The organism is Zarconia sp., assembly GCF_057467645.1.
Genome location: NZ_JBRJXU010000092.1, coordinates 62,647 through 81,144 on the forward strand (window position 1 = coordinate 62,647; position 18,498 = coordinate 81,144).

Annotated in this window: 15 protein-coding genes; 6 read left to right on the plus strand and 9 right to left on the minus strand. The window is 50.1% G+C overall.

What is annotated here, in order from left to right:
* Positions 1 to 250 precede the first annotated feature (250 nt).
* Together AC2215_RS13750 and AC2215_RS13755 are read left to right on the plus strand one after the other, a co-directional pair.
* A complete protein-coding gene (locus tag AC2215_RS13750) occupies positions 251 to 1,483 on the plus strand; it encodes a class I SAM-dependent methyltransferase (RefSeq protein WP_486810579.1) in 1,233 nt (410 codons plus the stop codon).
* A 101-nt stretch (positions 1,484 to 1,584) separates the two neighbouring features.
* Positions 1,585 to 2,181 (plus strand): tellurite resistance TerB family protein, encoded by a 597-nt coding sequence (locus AC2215_RS13755; RefSeq protein ID WP_486810580.1) that lies wholly within the window; start codon positions 1,585 to 1,587, stop codon positions 2,179 to 2,181.
* Here AC2215_RS13755 and AC2215_RS13760 read toward each other — a convergent pair.
* The gene (locus tag AC2215_RS13760; RefSeq protein ID WP_486810581.1) at positions 2,167 to 3,159 is read right to left on the minus strand and encodes a formylglycine-generating enzyme family protein; all 993 of its coding nucleotides are present in this window, start codon (positions 3,157 to 3,159) and stop codon (positions 2,167 to 2,169) included. The two genes, AC2215_RS13755 and AC2215_RS13760, sit on opposite strands and share 15 nt — an antisense overlap.
* Complete coding sequence (yidD, locus tag AC2215_RS13765; protein WP_486810582.1) at positions 3,113 to 3,625, minus strand: membrane protein insertion efficiency factor YidD; 513 nt, start codon at positions 3,623 to 3,625, stop codon at positions 3,113 to 3,115. The genes AC2215_RS13760 and yidD overlap by 47 nt, the downstream gene beginning before the upstream one ends.
* Positions 3,626 to 3,703: 78 nt before the next feature.
* Between yidD and plsY the strand changes: the two genes are divergently transcribed.
* The gene (gene plsY, locus AC2215_RS13770; RefSeq protein ID WP_486810583.1) at positions 3,704 to 4,396 is read left to right on the plus strand and encodes a glycerol-3-phosphate 1-O-acyltransferase PlsY; all 693 of its coding nucleotides are present in this window, start codon (positions 3,704 to 3,706) and stop codon (positions 4,394 to 4,396) included.
* A gap of 22 nt (positions 4,397 to 4,418) precedes the next feature.
* On the opposite strand, the gene AC2215_RS13775 is transcribed toward plsY, so the two are convergent.
* From AC2215_RS13775 to rpmB, 5 genes are all read right to left on the minus strand, one after another.
* A complete protein-coding gene (locus AC2215_RS13775) occupies positions 4,419 to 4,976 on the minus strand; it encodes a pilus assembly FimT family protein (protein WP_486810584.1) in 558 nt (185 codons plus the stop codon).
* A gap of 52 nt (positions 4,977 to 5,028) precedes the next feature.
* Positions 5,029 to 6,093, minus strand: coding sequence for a PulJ/GspJ family protein (locus tag AC2215_RS13780; protein WP_486810585.1), 1,065 nt, complete (start codon positions 6,091 to 6,093; stop codon positions 5,029 to 5,031).
* Between the two features lie 81 nt (positions 6,094 to 6,174).
* Positions 6,175 to 6,942, minus strand: a complete 768-nt coding sequence (locus AC2215_RS13785; protein WP_486810586.1) for a type IV pilus modification PilV family protein — start codon at positions 6,940 to 6,942, stop codon at positions 6,175 to 6,177.
* A gap of 48 nt (positions 6,943 to 6,990) precedes the next feature.
* Complete coding sequence (hpsA, locus tag AC2215_RS13790; RefSeq protein ID WP_486810587.1) at positions 6,991 to 11,811, minus strand: hormogonium polysaccharide biosynthesis protein HpsA; 4,821 nt, start codon at positions 11,809 to 11,811, stop codon at positions 6,991 to 6,993.
* A gap of 546 nt (positions 11,812 to 12,357) precedes the next feature.
* Complete coding sequence (rpmB, locus tag AC2215_RS13795; RefSeq protein WP_486810588.1) at positions 12,358 to 12,594, minus strand: 50S ribosomal protein L28; 237 nt, start codon at positions 12,592 to 12,594, stop codon at positions 12,358 to 12,360.
* 45 nt (positions 12,595 to 12,639) lie between these two features.
* Between rpmB and AC2215_RS13800 the strand changes: the two genes are divergently transcribed.
* Positions 12,640 to 12,780 carry a hypothetical protein gene (locus AC2215_RS13800; RefSeq protein ID WP_486810589.1) on the plus strand — a complete coding sequence of 47 codons (141 nt, stop codon included), beginning with the start codon at positions 12,640 to 12,642 and terminating at the stop codon, positions 12,778 to 12,780.
* 13 nt (positions 12,781 to 12,793) lie between these two features.
* Here the strand turns inward: AC2215_RS13800 and AC2215_RS13805 are convergent, their stop codons facing one another.
* Together AC2215_RS13805 and htpG are read right to left on the minus strand one after the other, a co-directional pair.
* Positions 12,794 to 13,015: a hypothetical protein gene (locus tag AC2215_RS13805; protein WP_486810590.1), complete on the minus strand. Its 222-nt coding sequence runs from the start codon at positions 13,013 to 13,015 to the stop codon at positions 12,794 to 12,796.
* 121 nt (positions 13,016 to 13,136) lie between these two features.
* Entirely contained in the window at positions 13,137 to 15,194 is a 2,058-nt protein-coding gene (gene htpG / locus AC2215_RS13810) for a molecular chaperone HtpG (RefSeq protein WP_486810591.1), read from the minus strand.
* A 702-nt stretch (positions 15,195 to 15,896) separates the two neighbouring features.
* Here htpG and AC2215_RS13815 point away from each other — a divergent pair.
* Both AC2215_RS13815 and AC2215_RS13820 read left to right on the plus strand, forming a co-directional pair.
* Positions 15,897 to 16,832, plus strand: coding sequence for a hypothetical protein (locus AC2215_RS13815; protein WP_486810592.1), 936 nt, complete (start codon positions 15,897 to 15,899; stop codon positions 16,830 to 16,832).
* A gap of 401 nt (positions 16,833 to 17,233) precedes the next feature.
* The gene (locus AC2215_RS13820) at positions 17,234 to 18,469 is read left to right on the plus strand and encodes an LL-diaminopimelate aminotransferase (RefSeq protein WP_486810593.1); all 1,236 of its coding nucleotides are present in this window, start codon (positions 17,234 to 17,236) and stop codon (positions 18,467 to 18,469) included.
* The last annotated feature ends 29 nt before the right edge of the window (positions 18,470 to 18,498 follow it).

Genomic DNA, 18,498 nt, shown 5'->3' on the forward strand with positions numbered 1-18,498 from the left:
CGGAATTCGGAAGCGCGGAAATTTGTAGGGTGGGCAGTTTTTTAGGTGGGTATTTCACTTGAAAGCTGTCAGGTCTGTATAGAACTGCCTACCCGCATCAGTAGGGTTCTATATTAGACATCGGCGCGAAAATCAAAAATCAAATCAATATCTATGGTTCAGTCATGAATTTCTTCCCCCTTTCCCCCTTAACCCTTAACCCTTAACCCTTTTCCTCCTCCAGGTCTATTGATGAAAAGCGATCTAAAACATGACTTCTAATCTCGATTTATGTCAAATTATCGAGAACGAGATTCTTCAAAGTTCCCAACAGCGAATTCCCTTTGCTGAATATATGGATGGCGTGCTCTACCATCCCCAGCACGGCTATTACAATGGCAAAGGAAAATTGGGTGCGCCGGGAGATTTTGTGACCTCCGTCCATTTGTGTTCGGATTTTGGAGAAACTCTTGCCGAACAGTTTTTGGAAATGTGGCAAGTTTTGGGTTGTCCCCATCCATTTCAGTTCGTAGAAATGGGGGCGGGTCAGGGAATTTTAGCTGGGGATATCTTAACGTATATTCAACAAAAACACCTGGATTTTTATCGCGCGATCGAATATACTATAGTTGAAAAATCGTATCGCCTAAAAAAAGAACAACAGCAGCGATTAGAGCAGCAGCTTCAAAACCATTCCGTTCGCTGGTGCGAGTGGGAAGAAATCGCTCCAAATTCTATTATCGGTTGTTGCTTTTCCAACGAACTCGTCGATGCCTTTCCCGTGCATCAATTTGTCATCGATGGGGGCAAGTTAAAAGAAATTTACGTCACCACATCCTCTGACGCTTCAGAAATAGAGGAGAGAAATACACAATTTATCGAAACGATCGGGGAACCTTCAACTCCGGAACTCGATCGATATTTTGAGGCAATGGGTCTCGATTTGAGTTCCTACCCCGATGGATTTAGAAGCGAAATCAACCTTGCCGCCCTCGATTGGATCGAAACCGTTGCCGAACGGTTGCAACGGGGCTACCTCCTCACGATCGACTATGGTTACAATGCACAGCGTTACTACAGCATAGGGAGATCGAGCGGAACCTTGCAGTGCTATTACCAGCACCGCCATCATGACAACCCCTATATCAACATCGGCAATCAAGATATCACCGCCCACGTCAACTTTACCGCTTTAGAACATCGGGGAGAAGCCTGCGGTCTATCCACCCTCGGATTTACCCAACAGGGACTGTTTTTGATGGCATTGGGATGGGGGGAACGCCTTGCGACCTTAGGACGGGGAAACCTTCCCGGCGAGAACCGAACCGCCACCGCCCGAGATATTGCCACCATCATGCAACGCCGTCAAGTTCTCCACTCCCTCATCAATCCCATGGGGTTGGGGGGTTTTGGGGTGTTGGTGCAGAGTCGGGGACTGTCGGAAGTCGAAAAAGGGCGATCGTTGAGTGGGTTAAAGGAACCACCTTTAGATTTTCGAGTTTAGATTTTAGATTTTAGATTTTATAGCTGTAGCCAACCGCCTCCACACCCCACACCCAAGTGCGAACCAATATATGATGGTGAAAACGATGAGCTAACTCATTCATGCAGCGAGTACCGATAAATCCCGAAGCCATCGAACTCTTATCGCAGATTGCCCCAGGGCAACTCGATCGAGAACGCATCACCGAGGCAGATATTTTCTTAGCGTGCTTGGTTTGGGTTTTGCTCGGGACGCTGTTTGTGGATGGCAAAATCGAACATCGAGAAACGCAGCTACTGCAAGCTGTGCTCGATCGACTCATCGAACCCGACAGAGATCGAGATCGATTTATTCAAACGATCTTGAAAGGGATTCACCAGAAAAAACTCGATCGAAGACTCGACGATTTACCGGTTTTAAGCGCTTCCCTATCGGTGGCCGAAAAACTATTAATCGTTGGCTTTGGTTGTCAGATGTCGAGCGCCGATGGCACGATCCATCTCAAAGAACGTCAATATCTCGGAGCGATCGCCAGCCACCTTCAAGTCAATCACACATATCTTCGGGTTCTCGAAGCGAGTTTTGGAGGGTCTGAAGAAATCGACGATCGAGCCCTCAGAGAAGTGTGCGATCTGCTCGATCCCGATCGATTTCCATCTCCCCATTCAGTCTTCGTCAAAGCTGCCCGATACCTCCGCGAATTGCTACTGGCGCACTAACCGAAATCCAAACAGAATATGACGAGATTCGATCGGGCGCGAATGCTGGTATGCTCCCCGACAAAACCCCGGCAAGTCATCCCAAGAACAGCCTTTCATCACACTGACTCGTTGCAATCCTCGCTGGTAGAGGGTGGCGGTAAATTCAAACACATTTCCAGCCATATCTTCCACACCATAAGGACTGCGGCTATTGGGATAAATCGCGATCTCGCTGGTGCCTTGGGGTTCGCTGCCGGCCCAATTCGTCCCGAGATCGTACCACTGATTCCCCCAGGGAAAATAGCGCCCATCCTTTCCTCGTGCCGCTTTCTCCCATTGCAATGCCGTCGGTAAGCCGTAGGTGCGATCGTCGAGTTGTCCTTTCCAATCCGCGTAGGCGATCGCATCTTCGTAGGAAACTAATACAACCGGATGTCGTCCTTGTCCGGGGGGGTAGGCTCGATCGTTCCACAGGTAAGATTTGACCGTCGTGTAGGGATGTACGAGAAACCCTTGCTGTTGGTAATCGAATTCAGAAATCGCCGGTGCGGGGCGATCGGTAGCCTGGATGAAGGCTTGATATTCCTCGTTCGTGACTAAGTTGCGACCGATACAAAATGCCGGTAAATTTTCCTCTCGGCGTGGGTATTCGCGATCGAACCAACCCTGCCGTCGCAACCTCGATTCCGATCGGTCCACGAGTTCCGTACTTTCAGCAGCAGCCACTGCAGAAATTTCATAGGCATAGCCTCGTTCGGCATCGTCGCTGCCGCGAATAAATTCACCCCCCTCAATCCAGACAAACTCGCCATCCCCTTCGCATTCCTCGCGAGAAAGGGTCACCGGTTCGGGGCGAGGTTTGAGGAAATATCCACCGAGTGAAATCCCTGCGATCGCAACTCCCGCAGCAACTGCCCACCATTTGATTTTTTGAGTCTGATTCACGCGATTACCCACAACTTCCACAGTCGGCACCCGAACAGAAATCGATGCCACCGCCACAATCCCCGAAATCGCCACAATCAAATCCATCCCAACCCGGCAGATCGCAATCGCCACAGTCAACATCGCTACAGCAACCGCTACACTCAAGGTAGTTACAGCTATTCTGGCAAGACCTCCGATGCCACCGTCGTTTCGACCATCGTTGGCGATCGTTGGCTAGACTCTCGATTTGAACCGGACTTCCCACTCGCATTTGCAACATTTGGTTCGCTTCCCGACAAGCGGCAAATCGCTGGCGCGCCATCACTATGCCTCGAGCCAATCCCACCGCTTGAATTTGGCGCTTGACGTATTCGGAACAAGACACATCCCCGTACAGGACTCGATGGGCACAGGAAAAGCCTTTATGAGGGGAAAGATGGCGTTGGTATCCCCCGATGGCAGCAACGGCAATGCGATCGAAGATGGGGAACAATCGACCCATCTGGATATTTTGGGAATTGTGGGAGGGTTGCATGGGTCGCTCGATGAAGTGGGTGCGGAGAATTCCCTTTACAATGGTGGGATATTGACAAGTTTATAAAATCTTCAAATTATGGTGTTGTGGTTAAGTGCTAACGGGCTTCTACTCATTTTCGCCTACTTGCTGGGTTCGACACCAACGGGGTATTGGTTAGGTTTGGGGTTGCAAGGCATTGATATTCGCCAGCAAGGTTCGGGTTCTACCGGGGCAACCAACGTTTTACGGGTGTTGGGTAAGGGACCGGCTGCGCTGACATTAGCCGTCGATATCCTTAAAGCCGTGGCGGCGATCGTCTTGGTGCGCGGATGCTACGCTCTAGATGCGATCGCCTCTTGGGTTCCTGCCTCTGTCAATCCCGAAAGCTGGTTGCCGTGGATGGTGACGCTGGCAGGCATTGCCGCCATCTTCGGTCACAGTCAGTCGATTTGGTTGATACTGAGTACGAAAGATGACCAGTTAACCCGAGGGGGAAAATCCGTGGCCAGTGCCCTAGGAGTTTTGTTGGCGATGGCGTGGCCCGTGGGACTGGGGGCCTTGGGAGTTTTCGCGATCGTCTTGTCGATTTCCCGGATCGTTTCCCTGGGTTCGATGTTGGCGGCGATCGGGGTTTTTGCGTTCATGCTCCTCACCCATCAGCCTTTCGCCTATTGCTTGTTTGGAGTGGCTGCCGCGGTATATATCGTTTTCCGGCATCGGGCGAATATTCAGCGGTTGCTCGATGGCACGGAACCGCGTTTGGGGCAGAAGCTAGCCGGAGCAGATTGAAGATCGATCTAGGAGCGCATCCTCAGTCTGGCGCGGCACATCCATCTTCGACAGACCGACCCGTGCGCAGAGAACCCAGGAGGGTGGCGACGATGACACAACGCGGTTCTTTACCATTGGCAGTCGTAAATGTGATTTGAGCGATCGAATCTCCCGTGTTTTTGCCTGCTAACCAATCATCGTCAAGCAGGCCCCGACTTTGAAACCGGACGCAATGCTCCGTGTCCGTACATGGTCCACCGAGATCGCTACTGTGAAGTTTCACTTTATCAGACTCACCTTCTATCAAGTCTTGCCAGACTGGGGTATTTGACGGGAGGTGAACAGACCATTTGATGCGATCTCCCTCTTGTTTAAAACCAGCTTCCCAAGTTTGTTTTTGCCGAATGGCTTTGGCTTGGGCCGACCGCATTACTTGAAGCGCCTGGTCTTGGGCGGAACTGACTCGCCGGCGATCGAGAAACCCCAGCCAACTCGGACCCGCGATCGCTGCTAGAATTCCAGCCATCACCATCACCACTAAGCCTTCTGCGATTGTAAAGCCCGCCACAGCATCTTTGGGATTTCGTCGCATCAACATCAATTTGCCTCCCGTTCAAATAAGCCGATCTAAGATTACTGCCAGCGAACATTTACTGCGAGGGAGCTTTGTTCCGTACCCCTCGGTTGAGAACCTGAGTGGCAATGGCTGGCATAAATCCTTCGTTCACGGTATCGATTCCCGGCTTGCCTTTGGCATTCCCTCGAACAAATAGAATCACTTTTTGGTTAAAAGCACCTGTCGCTTGTTGGTCCCTCAATTGTGCGGGTAAGAGGACGCAGGCATAGAAATTACGCATATCCGCAAAGCCTTCGGCTGCTAAAATTGTATCGCTCGGAGTCAGCACGTAATTGGTCGGACATCTTACTTCGGGATCTTCGGAACTGCCCTCCTGAAGTTCGGGAATTTCGTCCATGGGTCTACTATCGACAAAATCGACTAACGTGGTAACACGACCTTGAAGACTAGGAGCACCATTCGCAACAGAACGATTACTTCTGTCAAGAGGCCAGCTGGCAAAAGTGGTTGCATCGGTGGGATCTGCATATCCCGAAACGGGTTGTCCTCCATTATCGAATTGAGGCAACTCATAGCGCTGAATGCGCGCTAAGCCTTGCCAAAAGTCATCATCCCCATTTCTCGTCAGGTGGTACACGACAAGGGTATACATCTGCCCTTGCAGGCAGGGAACTGTCTGAGTGCCGATGACGAGCGGATTATTGGCATTGGAGGCAGCACACTGATTTTTTAGGACATCGGGTAAAGGGTCTAGCCTCCAAAATGCCAGAATCGGGACGCTGTCTTGAGGAATGGGAACGTATCCCTCTGCGAAAATTCCCGAACAGTTATTATCGGTACTTGGAAGCGCCAAGCAATCACCGTCATAGACATAAACCGCTTCTCGAATATCAGTACTGATAAAGTCGAGTGCCATTTGCATCTCTCGCTGGGTTTCGGTACGGGCAATTTCTCGCGAATCTGTTGTGAGCAATTCCACCACTAAACTCAGTAATCCCACCACAATCAGCGAAGCAATAATAATCGAAACTAACAGCTCGGTTAATGTAAATCCGGACTTTTTTTGTTTCGATATCGATCTCCCGAGCTTATTCAAAAAAAACTGTACGTATTGAAAAGACATGAGTTTGCCGCTCATTTTAAGCCCACCCTCTACCAAATATTCAATGAATTTAAATCGAATTTAAATCGAATTTAAATCGATGAAACCATAAATTGATTATTGTAAAAACTCGCGGTATCCATCTAAAGAACCATCTTTATCCCCTTGAGCCAGAGCCGTAGACATGACCGCCAAAGGATGAGTTCTTTGTTGTCCTTCTCCTGTCGTCAGTGTTAATGAGGCTTGTTTTTTTTCGGCATTCTGTAATTCTGCATTTCTGTAGTAAACTCTGACTCCCATGTGAAATACGATCGGGATACCTGGATCGATCGGACCGCTGACATCTTTATATCGAAACGTTTGTACGAAAAAGTCGACCTCGCAGTCACCATTAATATCTACCGGTAAAGCCTGATTCACTGGCACTTGTTCGGGATTTACATCGTAGGCAGAGCAGCTGTAGTTCGTCGACTGCAGTGCTGAATACTTGCTACCGGGAGGATCGATATTATCCAAACTCACTGCCCCATCCGCCAAGGCTGGGAGTTGATCGATATTATTCGCATTGAGGCCTTGCTCGACTAACACTCGAACCTGATCGATTTGACCGTGAGCCAATTGCAGAGCTTGCTCGGCTCGACGATTTTGAACTCGGGTCGCCACCGAGAGGAAAATGGGAGGGGTGATGGCAACCGCGACAGCCGACACCATGATCACCGCGATTAGCGATTCCATGAGCGTTAACCCTTGCTCGGACGCTCGAGCCGTTCCCCGGATTTTAAGTTGTTTTTTCAATCGATTGATGGGTTGGTACATTTTGGTCTCCTTGCAAGGAATTGCTCGAGCGATCGCTGCATCTTCAAAATCGAACGACTCAACGGACACTCAATTGGGTGGAACTCAATTTGGGGTCGGTCAGAGCGCTAACATTCATTATTCGCAAAGGGCGCGAGGATCGATCTGGCCGTTTGCCCCAGCACAGCGCAAATTGAGAATATAGGGATCGTCGAGGGCAAGTTCGCTGTAGTACTCGCTGCGGAACGGGCTAGGTTTGACCAGGCGCGTAGTAATGGGACCGGGCTGAACGTACTGCAGGGCAACATCGTAACCCCAGAGACGTTGAGGAGCTTGGTAGTAGTGAATGATCGGTGTCCCAAGCTGAGCCGCTAGACCGGGTTCCCAAGCATCTTGATCGAAGGGCGCAGTGGCATAGGTACTGAAGTTAAACTGCATTAGAGAGCCGCTAATTCTAGCGGCTTGCTCGCCGGTTAACCAATCTTCGATAAATCGGGGGAAGTTATGCAAACCGCCGTAGGTTTGACCGGCTTGGGAGGGAACGATCCCACTCACGATCACGGCGTTTACTTGCTGGTCGGTCGCGACGTTCATCGGTTTTTGATCGTCGCCCCCGGCTCCATCAAAGCTCGCGGTAAATAGATGATAATTTCCGTTGTAGTCTATCACGGTGGACAGGGGCTGGATATTGGGATTTGTCTGAGTCGGCTCGTAGATTTCCGGGTTGCCGTTGGCCGAGATTTTAATCGGCGAGCCTGGATCGGCCGGATTCTCCCGAAGCCATTCAAAATTTCCCGTCAACGGGTTTTGGGGTCGGTTCTGATTCGTGTAGGAGGTGTAGACTTCGCTGTTGTTCGCACAGCCATAGACGTCGCTTAAGCTCGGGTTAGCCGATCGCCCCAAATTGCTGAGTTCTGCCGGCAGGTTGGGGTTAGCAACACCCGCACTGGCGATGAGGAAGCCGTCTTCTAGGCTCCCCTCGCAGAAATTGTCTGAGAGCAAGGTCATCGCATCGACGAGGAACTCGCTGAAGCGCCAGGAATCTCCTTCTGTCGCGCGAGCAAAGCTCTCGTTCAATGTCGTTCTGCTGTAGAACTCGTTCGGCGAAAAATCATCATCGAGTTCTTGATCGAACTCTTGGATCGGGTTAGCACAAGAGCCGTGGCAGTTGAAATCCCCTTGTAAGTAAGCGGGGTTATCGGAAACAAACGTGATGCCATAGTGAGTCTGTCCTCCGGCTGGATCGCGGGAGATATCCTCGCCGTTCATCAGGCGAAATCCGTAGGGACGCCGATCGGGATCGGGATAGTAATCCACGGGTTTGGGACTGATTCCATTGGCGCTCAAAGCCGGATCGACGGGATCGGTGGCATCAGAGCGACAATTGCCACTGGCAAAGTCGGCAAAGTTATTGCAGGCTCCTCCTTGAGGGCGAGCGATCGCATCTTCGCGAATGGCATCTTCTCGGAAAGCGTAGATAATGCCTCCGTCTCGTTGAATGCCATCGCTGTCATCACCCGCAGCCAGCCAAAAGTCCCCGTTGGGGGTTGTATTGTCCTTGAGCAGCTCCAAATCCATATTCAGCGCCCGGACGTTCATCATTTCGCGACCGTTGAAGAAAGCGCTATCTTTAAATGCAAGTCGGTAGTAGTTCGTACCGTCGTAGATAAGGCTGAGTTTCCCGCAATTGGTATTCGGGTCTGCTGCGGTGGCATTGTTATTGCATAGAGCGGGTGGGTTCGGCCCGATCGGATCGATGGGTAAATCCCACGCGGCGATATCCTTGGGTTCTAGGACTATATCTTGCGGATCGAGAGCGATAAATTGAGGGTTGGGAAGATTGGTATCGGTTAAATATCGATCGGGCGGATCTAAAGCGGTTGACGGTGCAGTGGGCTGCCTGAATTCCAGTGCTAACCCAGCACCTGTGCGATCGTGATTCGCATTGGGGAACAGGTAGAACAAGGAGGGATATTTAACAGAATCGAGGATTTCGTTACCGTTTAAGTCTTCGGTTGCATTAGTGAGAAGACCATCTGCGTTCCCATCTTCGTTAACACCGCACAGTGCGGTTGCCAAACGGATAAACCGCTTTTCAGCATCGATATCGTCAGTTGGAGGAGGACCAAAACCGAAAAAGTTGTTGCCTGCTGCGCTGAAATCGCAGGTGAAGTATGCACTCTTGGCTGGCGAAGTTCCTCCGCTAACTGGCGGATTGCTATTGTTTGAAGAAGCATCGTAGGTGATTCCCCCATAGGTAAAGGATTCATCATTGCCAGTGCTAGATTGGGCAGGATCGCTATGTAGGTATTGAACTGTATATTGGAATTGGTTTAGAGTCGTTGGTGAAGCCCGGAATCCGTAGGTTCGATCGCGGTTGGTTTGCTCTTTGAGGTGGATGAGCCGCGCGATATCTCCTAAATCTGGATCGATATTTTCTATGACGGCCACGTACTCTTCTGGAGTTGCTCCCAGGGGTAATCCTTCTTCTGCCGTTCCTTGAATCGGATTGCCAGTGTTATCTTTCGCATAGGGATGCTCCAAGGGAAGGGGAGCGAGAGGAGTGCCCGGTCCACCTTGCAAAATCGCATCGATTTCGTTGAGATGATTTCGCCGGTTGTTCGCGTCGTTGTAATTGTAAGCCTCGAGATAAGTGAGATTGTAGGCTAACATTCCCAACGTCAGAGCTGCAGTATGCTTGTAAGACTCGTCGGCAATGCTACCGTTGCCGTTGGGTCCCAAAGCTCGTTTCAGATTCGAGAAATTTCCCCATTTGGTGAGTTCTGGGTAAGGGTGAATAATATTTCCACCATTCTCCTGTAAAGGCGGAAAAGCACCATCGTCATCGCCGGAAAAATTAGCGAGATTTTCTAATGCCGTCTGGACGTCGGCACGGGTAAAGTAACCAGCCGGAATGTCAATTTCCCATCCATTCGTGCCTCGACCGGTGAAAAAGTCGATCGCGATTTCGTTCGGATCGTCTCCAAATCCGTTAGTCCCAAATATCCCTGCATTACTCGTCCCAAATTGAATGGGTTTGAAAATCGAGCTGCGCTTGAGAGTTTCTGAGGTTCCGGGGTGAACGGTACTAATAATTGCGGCGACGGGAGGATCGCTCTCATTCGTCGGCCCGGAGGCATAATGATAAATTGCCGTCGTTTGCACCGCTGCCAGGTTATCTCGCAGAGCGCGTCGCTGTAGGGTTTCGTGCTCCCGAGCATTATTGTTACGGTTGACAGGTATCAGGGTATTGCGGAGTCCCTCACCTAGATAGTCTACGGGAGTCGGTAGGGGATCGTTCCCCAACTCCAGACGCTGTCCGACCATCACCCGCATTCCTTCGCGCCAGGCACGGCGTTCCCAGAAACCATCCAAGCCCATATCGCGCGGGTTAGAACTGACGTTATCACCGACGGGATCGAGGGTGAGCAATTTATCCTCACCGGAAATCGGGTCACCGTTTTGCTGCCCCAGTGTTTGCAAGCTTAAATTTTTATCGTAGACGGGCTTGGGACCATATCGATCGTCGGCACGGTAAAAGTCATCGATCTCGAAGGAGGTATTCGAATTTGCCCCAACCATTCTTTCTTGCGTGACAAAAGCCGTGTTCGACCAATTTGGATCGCGGATCGCATCGGAGGTCAGGTCCGATTGATATGCAGATTCGCCCGTTGTAAAGAGTTTGATGGGATCGAGGGAGATTTGAGATGGTTGAATTCCATCCCGGACTGAATCTGTATCGGAGCTAAATCGAACCAAAGGTTCGTTCTCGATCGAGCCTCGACCGGCTCTCTCATTGACGGTTGCTTTGTCGCTTTCATACAGGTGAAAATAATTATCCCGGCCCACCACGTTGTTTCCGTTGAGGTTGGCACTCATCATCTGCCCTTGAAATCCTGAGTCATCACCACTCGGAGAGGTAATCGCAGAGGTATCCGAACCGGCTTGGTAGAGACAAGATTCCGGAGAACTAATTAAATAGCCTCGAAACCGTCGGTTTCCCACCAGCATGCTACCGTCCGTGTGCATGGCCCCGTTCCACTTGAATGGTTGACCGGGAGCCACTTCGAGATCGTAACGAAACAAAGCCCCAAATTTATTACCGCGATCGGCTTGTCGGTCTTGTTGCAGTTCTAGAGTGGTTACTGTACCTCGTTCGTCGGTATTGGAGATGGCAAAGGCATCAATCTGGAAATTTTTGCGCAAAATTCCACTACTTTGGCTATCTCTGAAGAAACCTTTTTCAATTGGAACGACGTTACCCTGAACGTTGCAACCTGCACTCGCCGAACTCGAAAAGGGTCCGTTGCGCACGGACAAGGTCTGTGCCCGATTCTGAACGGCATCTTCCGTCTGATCGAGTATTTGTTCGATTTGGTCTTGTGCGTCCGCACCTGGTGGAAGTCGCCAGATAATCGAGTAGGCAATGGTGGTATCGTTTTCCCCATCGCCATTACTATCACTTTGAAAAGACCAAGCGTTTGCCGTCTGACCGTTAATGTCGAGGCGAGTTTCGTCCGGTAACTGATAGGGATCGGTTCCTAAGGAAGAGATATTTGCACTGCCGTCATCGAGCATCATCGACCACAGAACATCTTCTGAAGGCACACCACTTGGTAGTCGGGTATCTTGGGTGAAGAGATATTCGATTTTCGCTTTGGCCCGATCGATTGCTGGCGTGGCGGCATTGTAGATGACTTTCTCTTGGCGATCGTTCACCACCTGTTCGGTGCGGTTGAGGGTGCGAATGAGCATCGCTCCAATCACCAAGGACACCACCAGTAGAAGCAGTGCTGCCGTGGGGAGAACAAATCCGGCACGAGCACTCGATCTGCGACCCAATGCGGCAAACACCGGGCGCAGTAGTTTCCGCAGGCGCTTTGCGATCGCCCCGTAGCAAAACTTCCAGGTATTTCTCAACCGACGCTGAAGCATGGTAATCAATTTGTGCTTTGCCATAACTCCTCGGCAGATGCGAACGACACGAACTTAAAACGACACGAACGGTTTTTTGTTTTAACCTATTTCGTCTTAGCCTGCAAAGACCTTTCGATGCAATAATGTCGGTGCCATGAATTTGGCGATCGGCGCAGGGCATATTCACTAGGATACCCACTTTTTTTCGAGAAGCGATCGCCCCCGCCCTAACTTTTGAGGGACTTCTTGTCAAGATGAGTCGCTAAGGTTCGATCGGATCGGACTCGGATAATTCGTTATAATTAGGCGCGATTGCTGAATTTTTTCTCCCCACGCGCTCGTTGCCCCCCCAGAGCAAGCAAAGCCCCCGAAGCGCTCGTTGCTCATCCCAACGGTCATTATAAGTATTTAACCGAACTCGATCTGAGCACTGACCGATTTCGAGAGTTCCTCATTCACCCTACAACCTTGCATCATCTCGATTTGCGACTTCAAAAAAAATAGGAACGTACAACGGATACGTCCCTCACGATTGATAGCAAAAGCTCATTAGATTGGAATTCCCCGCGAAGGGAGAAAACACCCAACTTAGAGCTTATTTAAGTTAATTCCCGCCTCTTTAGCCATCGCCGATAAACCTTTGGTTTCTAGAGTTTTAATCGCTTTGGTCGACAGTCTCAGTCTCACCCAGCGATTGCCCTGAGGCCACCAGACGCGCTTCCACTGCAAGTTAGCGTGCTGGAGTTTGTGCGATCTGCGGTGGGAGTGAGATACGGCAAATCCGTTGTTGGCTTTCTTGCCCGTTAACTGACATTTTCTGCCCATGAAAATCTCCTGATTTGAATTTTTGAATGGGGATGGAAATTGGGGATGGGGCAAAGTATAGGATATGCCCAGTCTTTAATTATATCAAATTTCATCGACTCAAAGGGCGATCGAGATTCTAGGGCAAATTCAGGAGACGAGCGGCAGGATGGCAGTGAGGGCAATCTCGATATGGGGAAACGCTAGAGGTGCTGCCGGGTTAGGTGCGGTGGTAGTCTTCGACGGACCAACGTTTGAGTTTCGTTGACTCGATCGTGGCAGTTGGATTGGTAAGAGGGGTCGAAAGAGTCACGATCGTCGATTGGGAGGATACCAATTGATTGAAGATGGGGAAATGGGGAGAAGAAGAGACTCGGTGATGCGGTAACGTGGTGAGGCAGGGAGGGAGTTTAGAACAACTTCCCCATTGTCGATTTTCCATTGACTCTCTCGCTGTTCCCCAAGGAGGGCGAAGCATTTGGAGATTTCAGGTTTCGTTTCACCCATACTTTACTGCTCAAATGCTTTGCCCCTAAAAATCCTGCCCCAGGGCTGACTGACTCCTACTTCGAGGCGCTGTCGGTGAGGCGAGTTAACACCTGATTCGATCGATCTACGAAGGATTTCATGCTCTGGGCATCAAAAGCCTTCTGAGCCATCAGTGCTAGGTCGTAAACGTGCTGGCACATCAGGTTTGCCAACTCTCCCGAGGGAGACGTACCGTCGGCTTGAACGATACTGCCCTGACTCAGGTTCGCCAGATTTTGAATCATCGGGTGGGCGGTATTGACCACCAAAATATGCTCTTCGGGGAATAGAGCGGTTTCCTGTTGCAGCAGGGCCGTCATATCCCGCAGGCGGCGCATGGCTTCTGGCAGCAACACCATCGCCGGCGGCGTGCCTTGGGGGTCATCGGATTTGAGGGATTCGGTGCGGATGGTGACTTGGGGTTTGCCCAGGGCGTTCTCGAACAGTTCCTTGATTTGTTCGCTGCGGGTTTTGTTGGTTTTGGGATCGACGATTTCTGCTTCTTTTTCCTTATCCAGGAGGGTATCGTCGAGTTCCGAGTCCACCCGCGAGAACTTCACCTCCGAACGATCGCGCTCGAGATAGCTGATAAAGTGAGTGTCGATGAAGGCATCGAGATACAGCACTTCTAATCCCTGCGCTTTGTGCAGTGAGACGTAGGTGGACTGGGAAGCCGGTTCGGTACAATAGAAGACGCGATTTTCGTGGCCTTCTTTATTCCGTTCGAGGTACTCATCGAGGGTGGTGTAAGAATCCCCTTTCTCGTCGGTGGTTGCCCCGTCCGTGGGAGTGACATCGGCCCAGGCATCTCCGTCCTCAGTTTCCACCTGAACGGCGGGTTTATCGGCTGCTGCCGGGGCTAAATCGGCGGTTGTGCGGTAAATAATGAAGTCTTCGACCTGTTTCTTGAACTTCTCGTCGTTGAGGTAGCCGAATTTGACGAAAGTGCCCAAATCCTTCCAGCACTTGACGTAGTGGCTGCGATCTTCCTTATACAATGCTTTGAGGCGATCGGCTACTTTTTTGGCGATGAAGTCGGCGATTTTGCGCACCGTGCGATCCATCTGCAAAGCGCTACGGGATACGTTCAGGGGAATATCGGGACTGTCGATCACACCACGCATCGGTAGCAGGAATTTAGGGATAATTTCCTCGCAATGATCGCTGACGAAGACGCGGTTGCAGAAGAGTTTCAGATTCCCCTTGGTAACATCCACGTCGGGTTTGAGTTTGGGGAAGTAGAGAATGCCGTTGATGTCGAAGGGATAGTCAGTTTTTAGGTGTACCCAGAGGAGGGGTTCTTCTTGGAAGGGGTACAGGTAGCGGTAAAATTCGAGGTAGTCTTCGTCCTTGAGGTCGCGAGGGGACGATCGCCAAATCGATTTTTGCTGGTTGACGATTTCGAGAGTTTCTGTCGGTTCGGCGGGAGTTTCTTCTTCCCCTTCGGTTGGGGTAACGGGTTCGGCGGCCTTCACCATCTTGATGGGGACGGGCATGAAGTCGCAATAGGTTTTCACCAGTTGCTTAATCCGCGCTTCTTCGAGGTACTCCTCTTCCTCTCCCTGCAGAGTGAGGGTGATAGTCGTTCCTCGGGTGGTGCGATCGGATTCTTCGAGTTGGAACGAGGGAGAACCGTCGCAGGTCCAATGAACGGCCTGGGCGTTATCTTTGTAGGATAGGGTATCGATCTCCACTTGGGAGGCAACGATGAAGGAGGAGTAAAAACCCAATCCAAAGTGACCGATAATTGGTTGGTCTGCCCCACCTTTATATTTTTCTATAAACTCTTCCGCACTGGAAAAGGCGACTTGATTAATATATTTTTTGACTTCATCGGCTGTCATTCCGATGCCGTTGTCGCTAATGGAGAGAGTCTTTTTCTCTTTATCAATGCCGATTATGATTTCCGGCTCGCCTATTTCCCCGCTCATTTCTCCAGCGTAGGAAACCATTTTCAACTTCTCGATCGCATCGACACCGTTCGACACGAGTTCCCGCAAGAAGATTTCATGATCGGAGTAGAGAGACTTCTTGATAATGGGAAAAATATTCTCGGTATGGATCGTAATGTTGCCTTGTTCCAATACAGTCATCAAAACTCCTTGGGTCTGAAATCCCGTCCTTAGAGGCGCGATTGCACATGGCAAGGTTTCCTCGCCGTGCCTCGCGCGCTTCTAGGACAGCTTTACAAAAATGAGAGTTTTTAAGCGGTATAACCCAGGAACTCTCAAAACCTGTATTTGGACTTGCGAAAAATGCAGTCTTGGGGAGCCAGTCCGGTCTTGGGGTCTCCCCAAGTAGAGGAACTGGCGTGTTTCCCCAAGTAGAGCAATTTTTTAAGACATCGTCCGTCGCTTCCACCACCTAATCCAAGATGTCTGGGCATTACCCCACACCCGACAACACGGGTTTGTAGATAGTCCAGGCTAGCGAAACACCTAGAAGTACGTGCCAGGATTAGGCTCTACGGTGTAGTCAAGTTCCGGCAGTTGGTTGTCTGCCCAAGCTCCGTCCCTTCTGGGGCGGAGTTACCTTGACAGCCTGAGTTGAGTAAGTTGATGTGGATAGGATTGTCTAAGTGTCCTCAGTCTTGATTTTGGGCGATCGCATCCCATTCTGGCGTTGGGATTGTCCGTCCGATCGCATTCGGATTTCCCTACTTACCCCGAATATAATGGGGTGACGGCCATTGGGGTAAGCGATCGGGGTAAGGGATTGGTGGCGATCGATTTAAGATACGGGCATTGTAGCGTTTGCGTGTGGAATACCCGACTTTTTTAGGAAAAATTTAGGGAATGACCAGTTCAATTGCATTTCTAATGTGCACGGAACCCGGAGATTTAGCGGAAAAATCTCTTCTTTTAGCCGAAAGTCTTCGCTGCTTTGGCGGAACCTTAAAAGACAGTCCAATTTATAGCGTTCAGCCTCGGGAAGGAGATGAAATCGATCCTCAAATTTTAGAGAAGTTTGACGGGTTAGAGGTCATTCATCAAAAAATAATTCTCAATACCGAGTATAAGTATTATCCCATCGCTAATAAGATTCTCGTTTCGGCTTATGGGGAACAAAATATTGATGCCGAAGTTTTAGTATTTTTGGATAGCGACCAAGTTTTTTTTCAAGAGCCAAAAGAGTTACTCTTATCACCCAGATATGATATTGCTTTTCGTCCAGTCGATAGCAAACATATCGGTTCTACCGGGGAGGGAGACGATCGAGAAGACTATTGGCAGAAACTCTACAATCTATTTGAAATAGATCGAGACATTTGGGTGGAAACGACCGTAGAAAAAGAAACAATACGCGGGTATTGGAATTCGGGGATGGTTGCTGCCAGAAGAGATTCAGGGATTTTTTCGGCTTGGCTCGAAAACTTTAAGAGAGCCATGGCACATCAACTCATTCCGGACTCCGGAATTTTTCATTTAGACCAGTTAACTCTCGCCGCAACGATCGCCTCCAAGAATTGCAACTTTTTAACCCTCTCTCCAACTTACAACTACCCACTCCACAAGCAATCTCAAATACAATTGTCAGAACGCATCCAAAGTTTTGATGAGGTGGTCTCCATTCACTATCACTGGATGTTTAAAGGTGAAGAGTGGCGAGGGTCTCTGGAAAATTTACCGGAGTTCGATCGCCAATCCAAACGGTATCGCTGGCTTTGCAGTTACTTATCCAAGCGCAGTTTTAAATATAAAATGCGCGGTTTGTTATCTAATGAGAGATAATCTAAGAATTTGGTAATCCTTTAATTTAGAATTCACTCGATCGGAGAGTTGGAGGAAATCTGGGAGGTTGCGGAGGGAGCGGTAAAAATTTAGGTCTAATCGATTTAGATCCCCCCTGACCCCCTTTTTTAAGGGGGGAACTAGAACAAGTTTTACATTGACTAATTACGAAGCATCCTATGGCTTCCCCCTTAAGAAGGGGGACGGGAGGGGGATCTATTAAAGCTGCTGAATCTTTCTAGAGAACGATAGAAAGAGAATGCGATCGGGCAAGCGGAAATAGAAACTCCGATCGCAATGTTGTCTAAACCCCTGAGGCGAACCATCTTTGGGTACACTGTTTTAACGTGTTTTAACCGCGTTCGTCGCAATCGAGTTCGCAATCTACATCGCAATCGACTATGGCAACCATCAACGATAACTACCTCAAACTCAAAGCCGGGTACCTCTTCCCTGAAATCGCCCGACGGGTGAATGCCTTCGCCCAAGCCAATCCCAACGCACCGATTATCAAACTCGGCATTGGCGATGTCACCGAACCCCTCCCGGAAGCCTGTCGCGCGGCGATGACAGCCGCCGTAGAGGAAATGGGCGATCGGGGGACTTTTAAAGGATACGGCCCAGAACAGGGTTACGGTTGGCTGCGAGAGAAGATTGCTGCGACGGATTTCCAGGCGCGCGGATGCGAAATCGATGCGTCGGAAATTTTCGTCTCTGACGGTGCGAAGTGCGACACGGGAAATATTCTCGATATTTTTGGCAAGGATAACAAAATCGCCGTTACCGATCCCGTCTATCCGGTGTATGTGGATACTAACGTGATGGCCGGTAATACCGGCAGCGCTGATGATGGCGGAAAATACGGCGGATTAGTATATATGCCGATTACCGCCGACAACAACTTCACCGCGGAAATTCCCTCGGAAAAAGTCGATCTGATTTATCTGTGCTTCCCCAATAATCCCACCGGGGCGACTGCGAGCAAAGAACACCTCAAAGCCTGGGTGGATTACGCCAAAGCCAACGATTCGATTATTTTCTTCGATGCGGCCTACGAAGCGTTTATTACCGATACCGATTTGCCCCATTCCATCTACGAAATTGAAGGGGCCCGAGATTGCGCGATCGAGTTTCGATCGTTCTCGAAGAATGCCGGGTTTACGGGAACCCGCTGCGCCTACTCTGTAGTGCCGAAAACCCTGACCGCAAAAGCAGCTGACGGATCGGACGTGGAACTGTGGAAGCTGTGGAATCGCCGCCAGTCCACTAAATTCAACGGCGTTTCTTATATCGTCCAACGGGGTGCCGAAGCCGTCTATTCCGATGAGGGTAAGGCACAAATTTCCAAGCTGATTAGCTTCTATCTGGAAAATGCAAAAATTATTTGCGATCGCCTCACCGCAGCCGGACTGACCGTTTATGGCGGAGTCAATGCCCCCTACGTTTGGGTGAAAACTCCTAACGGTCTGACGAGTTGGGATTTCTTCGATAAATTGCTGCAAACGGCGAACGTAGTGGGAACCCCCGGTTCTGGATTTGGGGCTGCTGGGGAAGGCTACTTCCGAATTTCGGCGTTTAACAGTCGGGAAAATGTCGAAGAAGCGATGAAGCGGATTAGCGACACCTTTAAGGGATAGCAGTCGGCAATATTATCGAGGGGTCGATC